10 protein-coding genes are annotated in these 12560 nt (G+C 59.8%); 4 read left to right on the forward strand and 6 right to left on the reverse strand.

Annotated elements, in window-relative coordinates; translation table 11 throughout:
* Positions 1–489 precede the first annotated feature (489 nt).
* Together FVQ81_17115 and FVQ81_17120 are read right to left on the reverse strand one after the other, a co-directional pair.
* Positions 490–2343: a hypothetical protein gene (locus FVQ81_17115; protein MBW7998252.1), complete on the reverse strand. Its 1854-nt coding sequence runs from the start codon at positions 2341–2343 to the stop codon at positions 490–492.
* Positions 2344–2442: 99 nt separating this feature from the next.
* On the reverse strand, positions 2443–3606 hold the full coding sequence (locus FVQ81_17120; protein ID MBW7998253.1) for a hypothetical protein: 1164 nt from the start codon (positions 3604–3606) through the stop codon (positions 2443–2445).
* A 224-nt stretch (positions 3607–3830) separates the two neighbouring features.
* Here FVQ81_17120 and FVQ81_17125 point away from each other — a divergent pair, with 224 nt between their 5' ends.
* Both FVQ81_17125 and FVQ81_17130 read left to right on the forward strand, forming a co-directional pair.
* A complete protein-coding gene (locus FVQ81_17125; protein MBW7998254.1) occupies positions 3831–4364 on the forward strand; it encodes a hypothetical protein in 534 nt (177 codons plus the stop codon).
* Between the two features lie 276 nt (positions 4365–4640).
* Complete coding sequence (locus FVQ81_17130) at positions 4641–4937, forward strand: transcriptional regulator (GenBank protein ID MBW7998255.1); 297 nt, start codon at positions 4641–4643, stop codon at positions 4935–4937.
* Between the two features lie 191 nt (positions 4938–5128).
* On the opposite strand, the gene FVQ81_17135 is transcribed toward FVQ81_17130, so the two are convergent.
* The 4 genes from FVQ81_17135 to panB form a co-directional block, all read right to left on the reverse strand.
* The gene (locus tag FVQ81_17135; GenBank protein MBW7998256.1) at positions 5129–6496 is read right to left on the reverse strand and encodes a Gfo/Idh/MocA family oxidoreductase; all 1368 of its coding nucleotides are present in this window, start codon (positions 6494–6496) and stop codon (positions 5129–5131) included.
* A gap of 108 nt (positions 6497–6604) precedes the next feature.
* Positions 6605–8911, reverse strand: coding sequence for a hypothetical protein (locus tag FVQ81_17140; GenBank protein ID MBW7998257.1), 2307 nt, complete (start codon positions 8909–8911; stop codon positions 6605–6607).
* Between the two features lie 112 nt (positions 8912–9023).
* The gene (locus tag FVQ81_17145) at positions 9024–10256 is read right to left on the reverse strand and encodes an aminopeptidase P family protein (protein MBW7998258.1); all 1233 of its coding nucleotides are present in this window, start codon (positions 10254–10256) and stop codon (positions 9024–9026) included.
* Entirely contained in the window at positions 10253–11083 is an 831-nt protein-coding gene (gene panB / locus FVQ81_17150; protein ID MBW7998259.1) for a 3-methyl-2-oxobutanoate hydroxymethyltransferase, read from the reverse strand. Before panB ends, FVQ81_17145 begins: the two co-directional genes overlap by 4 nt.
* Positions 11084–11284: 201 nt before the next feature.
* Between panB and FVQ81_17155 the strand changes: the two genes are divergently transcribed.
* Positions 11285–12091 (forward strand): RNA methyltransferase, encoded by an 807-nt coding sequence (locus FVQ81_17155; GenBank protein ID MBW7998260.1) that lies wholly within the window; start codon positions 11285–11287, stop codon positions 12089–12091.
* Positions 12088–12560: prepilin peptidase (locus FVQ81_17160; protein MBW7998261.1), on the forward strand; the 473-nt coding region annotated here is incomplete at its 3' end. The genes FVQ81_17155 and FVQ81_17160, both read left to right, overlap by 4 nt.

Here is a 12560-nt window from a genome sequence, read left to right on the forward strand (position 1 = left end):
AAGAACCGCACCGAGGAGTTCTATTTCGACGAGGACATGCGTGGCTGGCTGCCTGGAGATATCATCTGGAACGACGCTGCGTACTTGCCGGCAGACATGCCCGAGGGTGACTACGAACTTCAGATAGGTATTCTCGACAAACGCACGCGTAAGCCAGTGGTGCAGATTGCGATCGAGGGCCGCCGCAGCGATGGCTGGTATCCGCTGGGTAAGATAGCCGTAAGGGAAGACTCACTGAAGTAAAGGCTTGAAAGGCAAGGGCAAGCGTAATGCCGCGCCCGGCACGATCATTGCTTCGCGCCGCGGGCTAGGTAAGGCCTGTCGGTGGCGGCTTTGGCAATGATCGTGCCGGGCGCGGCTGCGTGGGCTGGTTTTTCAGATTATTATCTTACAGGCAGGGCAAATTTCGAAGCAAAAAGGTGCATAAAGCAGGGGGGCGGGTTTCGATAACCCGCCTCCCTGCTCTTTCCGACTATTATTCACGATGTATTATTTTATCTCGAATGTGTGTTCTCCCAGTCCCGCTGGAATTATTACTATCTGGCTACTTGATTCGTCGATACTGCCCGCGGCCTTGCCGTCAGCGTAGACGGTTTTGCCTTTTAACTCTTTGCGTGCCCAGTCGGCCAGCTCCAGGGTCCAGACGGATTCGTTGTCGCGGAAAAACTGACAGTAATGGTCGTCGTAGTGGAAAGTCACTCTCACGCCGGGTTCCGACTGCATCTGTCGGCCGGCCTGCAGATAGCCTACAAACTCGTTAAATCCGATATAGACCGCATCAGGACCGCCAGGCACGAATGTCTCCTCGAATCTTTCCGGGTGCTCGGCGATCCCCTTGTCGTGGGCGTCGGGCATGGCCGGGATTGTAAGCGGGCTTTCGGCGGTGCCCTCGAAGAGCCAACTGCGCACGGCCATCTCCGGTCCCAGATACCCTCCGAACCAGCAGAACCAGCCGAATCCCTCGCGAGCGGCCAGGATCCAGGTATGGTTGTGGTATTCGTTTCGTGAAACTCCTCCGCCACCGGAAACAAACGACAGCGGATCGATCCCGAACTGATAGTTTAACCATTGCCTGCCGGTACGCATTCTGAACGCCTGGTTCGCAGCCGGGATATCCACGAACCCTCGCCGGGTGTCCCCGAACTCACGGTACCAACCGACCTCCGCTTTTTCCCCGTCCAGCGGTGCGCCCCACCACGGCCCCGGCGGGCTCTCCAGGTCCGGCTGCATGTGTGTCCAGCCATGCGACTGCAACTCGAACACTCCCTCGGCAATTCCGTCCTCCAGCCCGAGCTTGGTCGAGGGGTAGTCCTGCACGCGGCCGAACTTGTCGGTGAATTTTCGCTGGAACGAGGATTCGATCCGGCGGGTATCCTCGTTGACAAAGCCTGGTATCACGTTGATCACCATTATGGCATTATGTTTTTTCAGCGGCTCGATCAATTTCCGGCGGTACTGCTCGCGGGTCAGGGTGGAATATTGCCAATGCTCCAGCCAGGCGTTCTGTGCGCCCCCCGGATCGTCCATCACGATTATTTTCCGGTTTTCCCAGGTCTTGTACAGGCAGTAGCCCGTGGCGACTGTGATCGCCCGTCGCAGCAGGGTGCGCATCTTCTGCTGGTCGAACATGATCCGGGCATCCCCGCCGATCCAGATCGCCCTTGAACCGGAGCCGGTTTCCCTCAAGGTGAGACAGGGATATTCGCCTTGCTTAGCCAGGACTATTACCTCTCCGCCGGTTTCCACCTGTACCCTGTGCATATAGCCGACATCGGCCATGGACAGCAGCACGGGGCCGAGGCCGCGGGTCAGGTAGTGGTCCGCCTCGACAGTGGCTTCCTCGCTGGCGTGGAAATATCCCTTGTACGTAACTCCCAGCAGCATCTCGAGTTCCGGCTGGTCGATCCGGTTGGAGAGCGCCACCAGGCTCACTCCGTGCTGTGCGACCGCTTCTGCCAGGACTCCATAGTCCTGCCTCATCAGCTCAGTGCGCGGGTCCGCGGCCCAGAGCACGCAGCCGTGCGAGGGTTTCCCGTCAGGACCAAGGAACATGTTGATATCCAATGATTGCTGGTCCAGCCGGACGATGTCGAACGGGATGCCCCACGACTTGAGCATCACCACCAGCTGCATGAAATCGATTCCCTTGGGACGGACCGTGTGATCGTACTCCGGGGCCTCGTTCGTGTCGATATCGATCAGGAATGACGCAGGATCATCCCATTGGTCGCCTATTACGAGCAGGACTCGATGGGGGTTGAGTTCGGCTGCGTACAACGAAGTCGCCGGCGGGACTGCGAGCATTATCAACCCGGCGACCAATGTGAAGATAGCCAGCTTCATTTCGGGCCTCCTGTATTGTGTGCTGTTGTCAGGAATTAAAAAGTGATGACAGTGCAGCTCGAACAATCCTTATAATCTGCCACGAGTCGCGCAGTTTGTTTATTCCAGACTATTGTTGTAATCCGCCGCCAGTTCCCCCAGCGCCACCACCTGGTAAAAATCACCATTGGGCGGCAGGATATCGCCTACGTTTAAGATTACCCTGCCGGCCAGGGAGTCGATTATCCGCTGGCCGAACTCCAGGATCTCTTCGGTGGGCAGGCCCTGGCAGAACAGGCTCGACGGCACTCCCAGCCAGGTGACCATCCCCTCCGGCAGCGCTTCGGCCAGCTCCTCCACCTCGTAATTGTTCATCGGCGCGGGCGTGCAGCCGTCCAGGATATCGAACCCGCTATCGGCCAGCAGGGGAAACAGCCCTTTGTGGTTGCCGTCCCAGTGGGTGCTGACCAGCTTGCCGGCATCGTGCAGAATAGCCTGGGCCTTGTGGTAATACGGGATGCAATAATCCTTGAAATAGGGCGGTGCGATCAGGTTTTCATCGGCATGGTCGGAGATAATCACCACCCGCCCCGGACACTCCGTGGCCAGGCGCACCTGCTCCAGGTCTTTCTCCTCCTGAAACGCCAGGAAATCCAGGATCACTTCCTGATGGTCGAACAGGGCGAATACGACTTCCTGAAAGCCCATGTACTCGTGGACCAGCTTTCCGAACGGCGAGCGCATTACCGGCAGGTCGCCCACACCCTGGCCGCCGAGTTCGCCCAGCACCTCCTCCGCTTTTTCGAACTGCGGCGCGTACGAGGTGTGCTCAATCACCATCCGCATGATTTCGAGGTCTTTCAGTTCCTTGATATAGTGAGTTTTCGGCCCCCACGACCCGTCCCCGGATAGATGGTCCACCCGCTCCAGTTCTCCTCTGGGGGTCACGAAACGCCTGAGCTTGGTTTTCCCCTCAACCTTTTCCTCGTAGCGCACCGGCTCGCTGTACTCGTGGCGGAACCAGTCGTAGATATGGACCGGCAGGCCCCAGTCGTATTGCCGGTGAATCTCCAGCAGGCTCAACTCGCGGAGTTCTGCGGGCATTTTCCCCGGCCGCCGGTTGAGCGGAGCCTCGACGGGAATGAACTGCCCCGGATCGAACGGATACGGCTCACCGGGATCGATCCTCTGTCCCATGTACCAGTCAGTGAGGTCCGGAAAAAACGGGACGTACTTGCCTGCATTACCCTCACATACTTGGAAAAAACTCTGTCTGTGTGTCATGACATCCACCAGTGCATTGCTCTAAATAATATATGGTGTCGATACCGATTAAAAAGTTGCATTCGACAGGGTTAATTTAATGCCGCTTCTGTTTTTCTGAAAATTATTCTTGACAGGCCAGCGGATATTGTGTAACAGTACTTTGCGTAACAAAGTACTTTGTATTCTTGAGACAACTACAGAAAATTTCGAATCGCTCAACTCAACCGGGAGGATTTGAGAAAATGGCTGATAATCACATAACATTCTTTGGTTTTGCTATTAAGACAATAGTGGCGCACACCATTACCTACTTCTTGATGGGAATTATTGCCTTTAATTTCCTTGATTATGAGAGATTATTGGCCAGTCCATACATGGTGTGCTGGTTCCGGCAACTGGATGATCCTGTGCTAATGGCAGGCCCTTTGTTTCAGCCTGTACGGGGATTGGTCTTTGCGCTTGCTTTCTATCCTCTAAGGGAAATTTTATTCGGCAGGAAAAATGGTTGGCTGATTATATGGTGGACTTTGGTTGCCCTGGGAATTCTTTCGACTTTCGGGCCATGCCCGGGATCAATCGAGGGGTTTATCTATACGCTAATTCCTATACGGGATCAGCTGGTTGGTTATCTGGAAGTAGTAACTCAGGCGCTATTGCTTTCAGTAATACTCTACTACTGGGTGAACCACCCGGGAAAGAGATGGCTGAATTGGATGTTGGGGATTGTCTTTATTCTTTTGATTCTTTTTCCAGTGGCCGGCTTATTGACGCGCTAGTCATATCCATGCCAGCACATGGTGAAACACAAAGAGGGCAACTTACAGGAGGCAACCATGGACCAGAATAACCTCCAGCAGGAGATCGCAATCGTCAGACAGATAATCGAGAAGTCGAGACGGGAGACCGCCGAATCCGGATGGCGATTATCCCAGAGGGAATGCTCACGACACTGGTAATAACCATGCTATTCCTTGCGGGCTGGGTGCTGCCTGGTCTGATATTGAAGAAAAAATACAGTAACCGGGGCGCGTGAGATGGACAAAGACCAGATAATGAACCTGGACCCTCTTATCCATGCTCCCATTCGTCTGGCCATTCTTTCGGTGCTGATTTCGGTCGAGAGCGCCAAGTTCACCTTCCTGAAAGATGCGACCGGCGCCACGGACGGTAACCTGAGTACGCACCTGACAAAGCTGGAAAAAAGCGGTTATATAAAGATAAGTAAAACGTTCGAGAACAAGAAACCGCAGACAAGCTGTGCGTTGACAAAAAAGGGCCGCGAGGCGTTCGAGAAGTATCTCGGTCAACTGGAAACGCTGGTTAGGATGCGCCATGGTGGGGATGCTTGAACACCAGTGCAAGACCGGGCGGGCGGCACCGGCGCTGCAAGCGCCGCCGTCCCTGTCGGGACGGGCGCATGTTTCATGCGCGTGCCGCCCGCCCGGAGCGAAGCTCTCAGATATTTGGGTGTCCATAAAGCAAACAGGCCGGCAGCAGAATGCTGCCGGCCTGTTTGCTTCTTTTTCCTGAATGTTGAGAGTTACATCTCGACCTTGCGGGTCCGCGGGTTCCAGCGGACAATCTTGTTATTGCGGAAGCTGACATTGACCATGTGGCCCACGTTGACCGCGTTGACCCCGACCTCCATCGGCTCGACAGCCGTGTCCTCGCCGCGGATCGCATCGTACCAGTTGCGCATGTGCGCGGTGGTGCTGCCCTCGGTCCCGTCGCCGGGGCCGAACTGGAACGGCTCCTCGGCGTCCGGCGGAGGATTTTTGACCGGCTGAAGGTCTTCGTTGAGGTCCATGATCTCCCTGAACTGCTCGACGGTGGCGGTGGGCCAGCTATGTGTGGGGTAGCGGAAATCCTCGCGGCGCGGTTCATAGTAATAGGTCATTGAACCGCCGCTGTATTCCAGGGTGCCCTCGGTGCCGTAGAAAGTCAGCGGTGGGCCGCCGTGGTTGTTGTTGGAAGTGCTGGTCAGCTTGAGCACGAAGCCTTCCGGGTAGCTGGCCAGGGCGGTCATCTGGTCCGGCACGTCGCGGTAGTTTTTCCAGCGGTAGATATCGCCGAACGAGACCACCTGGTCCGGCACGGTGACACTCATCAACTGGTGCGCCGCGGTTACCAGGTGGACGAACAGGTCGGTAGGCAGGCCGCCGGAGTAGTCCCAGAACAGCCGCCACTGGAAAAAGCGTTTGAGGTCGAAATCGTACCACTTGGAGTCGCCGATAAAGCGTTTCCAGTCAACAGTCTGCGGGCTGGCATCCGGCGGGATCGGGTAATACCATGCACCGGTTGAGCTGTTGCGGTGGATCTTGCCCTCGATCATGGTCACCTGGCCCAGCTTGCCGCTCTTGATCAGCTCGGTGGCTTTCTGCGCGCAGGGCATGCTCATGTACTGGCTGCCGACCTGGGTTACCTTGCCGCTTTTCTTCGCCATCTGGATAAACTCGTCGCCGTCTTCCCAGCGATGGGTCAGGGGTTTTTCGCAGTACACATGCTTGCCGGCATCCAGCGCATCCTTGACCATCTGCTTGTGCCAGTGGTCCGGTGCGGCGACCACCACAGCGTCGATATCCTTGCGGTTCAGCACCTGCTGGTAGTCGCCGGTCACCTCGATCTTGCCGTCGGTGAGTTCCTTGGCCCGGTCGAGATGGCCGGTGTAGAGGTCGCAGGCCACCACCGGGTCCACACCGGCCACTTCCATGCTGGCTTCCAGCAGCAGCGTGCCGCGGATACCGACTCCCAGGAAACCCACGCCCACTCTCGACGGGGGCGGGACAGTGCTGTCGTTAAGCTGGCTGCGGCCGGACTGTGTAGCGCCCGCGGCCAGCGAGGCCGCCGCGGCCCAGAACGTGGTCTTGCCGATAAAATCCCTGCGGTTAAGCTGGACTTCTTCCTTCATCGGAATTCTCCTGTTCAGGTTGAGTTGCCCTAAACAAAGTCGTTTCACTTAAACTTAGAACGACACTGCCGGCGGCGCAAGCCGCCGGAATTTCAGCCGGGACAACCTTTACATTAATACTTCAACCGTGTGAGTCTTACCGTCGCCGTGGACCGGCAGGACGTTGCCCTCCAGCGGCTGCCCGTCGAGCGTGATCGATTTAACCCCGGTCTGCCGGCCGTCTGGATTGTTGACTGTCACCTCGTAGGTGGCCCCGCGAAAATCGCGGATCAGCCCGGCGGTTTTCCAGTGGCTGGGCATGCAGGGGTCGATCAGCAGCCCGTCGTAGACAGCCCGCACGCCGATCATGTTGCAGGTCAGGGCCTTGAACAGCCACTCCGCCGTACCGGTGATCCAAGAGTAGAGTATCTGGCCGGCGCGGGGATGCTCCGGGCCGTAGTACATGTTAGTCACCATGTAGGGCGGGCATCCGCTGTAAGTGGATGGGTTCCCGGGGTAGTCGGGCAGAACCTTCATCATCGATCCGTACGCCCGGTCGCCGCGGCCGGCGTAGGTGTCGGCCATGATCTTGAAGGCGGTGCCGTGGCAGTAGGGCGAGCCGTTTTCCCACATGCCGGGCACGAAATATGTAATCCTGCCGATCCCGGTGTTCGGCTCGCGGTATGCCGGGGTCAGCACCATCGAGCCGTACGGGCACTCCAGGTACTCGTCGATCGCTTTCAGAACAAGTTCCCTGCGCTCTCCCTCGGCGATTCCCGCCATGATCGACCAGGACTGCGGGTTGAGATACACCCGGCCCTGTGTTTCGTTGCGGCTGCCCACCGGTGCTCCCGCGTCGTTGAATGCCTCCAGGTACCACTCGCCGTCCCAGCCATGCTGTTCGACAGCTTCGGCCAGACACTCGGTTCGCTGGGCCAGTTCCTCCTCCAGCGCCTTGTCCCTGATCACGTTCCGGACTATTTCGAGCGCAGTGTTGATCGAGAACACCATCGCAATCGTGGTCCACACTGATTCTCCCTTGCCGCCGATGCCGATCATGTTCAGCGAGTCGTTCCAGTCGCCGTAATGCATGCGCACCAGGCCATGGCTGCCGGTGTCGTCGCTGCTGTGACGGATCGATTGGATGGCGTGGCCCCAGATCGTGTCTTCGCCTCTGTCGAAATAGGGGACTTTCACGTCCAGAAAATCGTAATCGCCGGTCTCTTTCAGATAGCTGTCCACCGCCGGGGCGATCCACACCGGGCCGTCGGAGTAGTGGTGCGTATCGACCGGGTTCCAGCCGCGCAGGGTGTGGCCCTCGGCGTACTGGTGGCGCAGCGAGTCGATAATTTTCTGCCGCGCGCCTTCGTGGTCGTAGGAGCTGACACCCCAGGCGGCCTGCATCACGTCGCGGAAACCCCGCCCGGTGTCCGTACCTACCTCGGTGTGCAAATGCACCGAGCGCTTGATCCAGCCGTTGAACAGGCAGTTCAGCCGCTCCTCCGGCGTGCTCACCTTGACTGTCGAATACTTGGCCGCCAGGTTGTCCCGTGCCCGGGCGAACATCTGTTCCACGGCCCCCGGCGCAAATATTTTGCCGGCTATTGTTGCGGTTGTTTCAGGACCGTCGGTAGCGCCCAGCGCCACGTTGAAACTGACGCTTTCCTGCGGGGCCAACTCGAATTTGTGCTGCAGCGCGCCCACCAGCCGCTCGCAGACCCCGTCGCTGTTGCCCATTTCGCCCGAGGTCACCGCGCGGGGGGCAGCCACCTCGCCCGGCCTGCCCAGGAACGCCCCGCGGCTGCCGTCGTAACCGTCCGGGTCGCGATCGCTGGCGATAAACGCACAGAACCACCGGTGGGGAGTCTCGGGCGCGCGGTTGACCGCGGTCAGCGCACGGGCGGATTTATCGTAACTGGTCACCAGATGGGAATGGTAGTCGCAGTATTCATCGTAGCCTGTCAGCAGCAGATCGACAAAGCTGTAGAAGCTGACCGTGCGCTCGATATCCGAGCGGTTGGCGAGCGTAACGCTCCAGACCTCGGCCGGCTCATCCTCCGGGACAAACACGCGCATGACGGTTTCGATTCCCTTCGTCTCGGCTTCGAGTACCGAGTATCCCAACCCGTGACGGCAGACAAACTTGTCCGGCTCCACTCCCACCGGGTAATAGCCGGGGCTCCAGAACTCGCCGCTCTCGTCGTCGCGGAGGTAAAAGTGACGGTTCTCCTCGCGCACAATCAGGCTGCGGGTCTCCGGGTGCATATACTGCATCGGTCTGTCGGTAAAACAGCCGATCCCGGCCATATGCTGGCTGACCCCGCTGATAAACCGCTCGTTCCAGAAGTAGTTGATCAGCGGCAGCGGCGTTTTGTACTCGGTTACCGCGAACTCGGCTCCATCCTTGTCGAAATACCCGAAACTCGCCTTGAGCATCTTTGACAGACTCCCTTGGGAAAATCATTTCTGCGGTTGAATTTGAAAACCGGTAATTCTTTTTCGGCAGGCATCCAGGCGGAAAAGTCATTGAACCGCTTGCCCCGCACGCTTACCCTTCCAGCTCCAGGACGCTGAACTTGTCGAACGGCGCCAGGATTTCCGCCGACCCGTCGCCGGTGATATACACCACGTCCTCGATCCGCACCCCCTGGCCGCGCCCGGGATAGTAAAGGCCCGGTTCGATCGTGAACACCGAGCCCTCCTCCAGAGAGTTGCGCTCGTCGGGATTGTCCTGGAGCCGAAGGAACGGGGCCTCGTGGACTTCGAGCCCGATCCCGTGGCCCAGCGAATGAGCGTAGCCGGATGTCGTGTCCGGATGACTGCGGATCGTGGGGTGGCCGTTGTTTTCAAACATGTCGCAGGCGAGAGCCTGGAGCTGGCTGCCGTGCACGCCGGCCCCCGCTTTTTCGACAGCCGCCTGCTGGACCTCGTCGACCTGGGCGTAGAGTTTTTCGAACTCCGGGTCGGGGCGCCCGATAGTGAAACTGCGGGTGATATCGAAAAAGTAGCCGCCGCCGCCGCGGCAGGGGAAAACGTCCAGTACGGTGGCTGTGCCGGTTTTCAGCGGCAGAGCACTGTCGCTGGAGGCGTGCGGGATACCGGCCTCGCGGCCCTGGCCCAGGATAGTCTCGTGGGTTTCCAGCAGGTTGCGGGCGGCCATCGAGGAGCGCAGGCAGGCCTTGATCCTGCCGGCGGTCAGCGGTTCTCCGTCCGCGTCAACCACAATCCCTTCGCGGTCCCGGCAGGCGCGGATAATGTCGAACGTTTCCCCAAGACAGACCAGGGCGTCGGAGGCCACCGAGCGCATTTTCTCCAACTCACAGTCATCCTTGGTGGCTCTGGCCGTTTCCAGCACCGGAGGGATATCGCGCACCACGTGGATTTGCGGCAGCCGCTGTTCAATCAGCCTGAGCAGTTGATGGGCTTCGCCGGGGTCTGACAGGCCGTGCACGGCCATTCGCCCGCTCAGACCCTCGCGCTCGGCCAGACGGATAAAAAGTTCCAGCCGTACGGCCATCGGGTCGTTCTCGCTCCTGGCGATTTCCTCGCGGCCGAGAGCGCTGAAGTCGAGAGTGGCCAAACCGCTCGCCGCTGCCGCCTCGCGCTCCATCGGACCGTGAACCAGCAGCGACTGCTGGCCGGGGCGGACCAGGATCCAGGCCGCTGTCAGTGAAACACCGCCGGTCAGGTAATAGACCTCGGAGCACTCGTGGCTGGCTCCGGTAACCCACAGCAGCTCGACATCCCGGCGATCCATCAGTTCGCCGATTGCATCTCTCATAGCTTGTCCAGAATCGATTCGTCCATGATGAAGCTGTGTTCGGCGTCGGGAAACCCGCCGCTGCGGACCGCCTCGCGGTAAGCGCTTACCGCCCGGACAGTTTCCTGTCCCAGGTCGGCCCAGCGCCCGGCGAATTTAGGAGTATGGTCCGAAAAGCCCAGGATGTCGTGCAGTACCAGGATCTGCCCGTCGCAGCCAGCCCCCGCGCCGATCCCGATTGTGGGGATACTGATTTTTCCGGTGATCAGCTTCGCCAGCGGCGCGGGAACCGCCTCGAGCACGATGGCGAATACACCGGCCCCGGCAATCGCCTGGGCGTCTTCGGTGATCTGCCGCGCCGCCTCCAGCTCCTTGCCCTGGACTTTCAGCCCGCCCAGCATGGCCCGGTACTGCGGCATCAGTCCCACATGGCCCACCACGGGGATGCCCGCCTCGACAACCGCCTGCACAACCGTGGCCATGCCCCGGCCGCCCTCGATCTTGACCGCGTCGGCGCCCGTGCGCTTGAACACTTTTATCGCCCTGTTGAGCGCGCGTTCGGCGCCATCGTTGACACTGCCGAACGGCATGTCGACCACCACCAGCGCCCGCGGGTCGGCGCGCATCACTGCCTCGCCGTGGTAGATCATCTGGCCCAGCGTGACCGGAACCGTGCTGTCGAGACCCATCACCGTATTGGCCACGGAGTCTCCGACCAGGATCATGTCCACCCCGGCCTCGTCCACCAGACGGGCGAACGTGCAGTCGTAAGCTGTTACGGCGCAGATCTTTTCCCCGTCCTGCTTGCGGGCCTTGATCTGGTGGATTGAAACCCTGTCCTGTCTCATTGCAGACTGCCGGTTGAAAATTAAGTTAACTTCCACTCCCTGAAGAATTTAATATACCTGAATGCTCTCCGGCCTACAAGTGATTCAACCACGGGTGGTACCGCAGTCCGGGCGTGTTGACAGTCCGGCATTGGGCGGGCTAAGTTAATCCTGATACTCATTTATGCTTCCCGCCACCGTAATCCCGTGAGGACCGGAACCTTGGACTGGAACAGTCTCCCCAAGTTATCCACGGCCAGGGGAAAGCTGCTGCGCAAGCTGAAATCGCGCAAGCACAGGCGGGAACAGGGCTTGTTCGTGGCCGAGGGGGTCCGGCTGGTGGAGGAGGTGGTCCGCTGGGCTGCGGAGATCGAGTGGGCGGTGGCGGCCGAAACCGATGATCCCCGCGGGCGGAACCTGATTACGCGGCTCGCCGGCGAAACCAGGGTATTCCGCACCGGGGCAAGAAATCTCGACTCTCTGCTGGATGCGGTTGCGCCCCAGCCGGTGGCCGCTGTCTGCCGGATGCCGGAGACCGGTCTGGACAAGCTCGAGATTCCCGGGCGCGCGCTGGTCGTAATCTGCGACACTCTCCGCGACCCGGGCAATTTCGGCGCGGTGGTGCGCACGGCCGCGGCGGCGGGCTGTACCGCGGTGGTGGCTGCCGGGAACAATGTCGACCCGTGGAACCCCAAGGCGGTGCGCGGCAGCATGGGAGGGATATTCCGCCTGCCTGTTGTCGAATGCGGCGAGCCGGGAGAACTGGCTGAATTTCTGGACAGGCACGGGTTCACGGTCTTTCTGGCGAACATGGCCGGGCAAAGCCTGTTCACCGTGGAAAAAATTCCAGCCAGGTGCGCGCTGATCCTGGGCGGCGAGTCGGGCGGGGTGGGCGAGTGCACCGCCGGGCTGAATCAGCAGCCGTTGTCGGTTCCCATGACCGGGGGAACGGAGAGCCTGAACGTGGCCGTGGCGGCCGGCGTAATGATTTACCACCTTATCCGCAACCAGGGAGCCGCTCGCCGATGAACCCTCAACCGGCGATTATTGCGCTGACAGCCCTGCTGGGCGCGATGCTGGGCAGTTTCCTCAACGTCTGTATCATTCGCCTGCCACAGGGCAGGAGCGTGGTGGCCCCGCGTTCGTCCTGCCCGAACTGCGGGCGCGCGGTCCGCGCCCGGGACAACATCCCGGTGCTCTCCTGGCTGATTCTGAGCGGGAAATGCCGGGACTGCGGTGCTGCGATCTCTGTCCAGTATCCGCTGGTTGAGCTGGCCTCCGGGGCGCTGGCTGTCGCCTGTCTGCTGCACTGCGGGTATGGCTGGCAATGGCCGTCGGAGTTCCTGTTCCTTTATCTCCTGCTCGGAATCGCAGTCACCGACCTGCGCAGCTACGTCATCCCGGACCCGTTCTCGCTGGGCGGCCTCGCAGCCGGGATCGGGATCAGTTTCCTGCCCGGCGGAATCGAGCCGCTGAGTGCGCTGACCGGCGCACTGAC

This window comes from Candidatus Glassbacteria bacterium (genome assembly GCA_019456185.1).
GTDB lineage: Bacteria > Gemmatimonadota > Glassbacteria > GWA2-58-10 > GWA2-58-10 > JAJRTS01.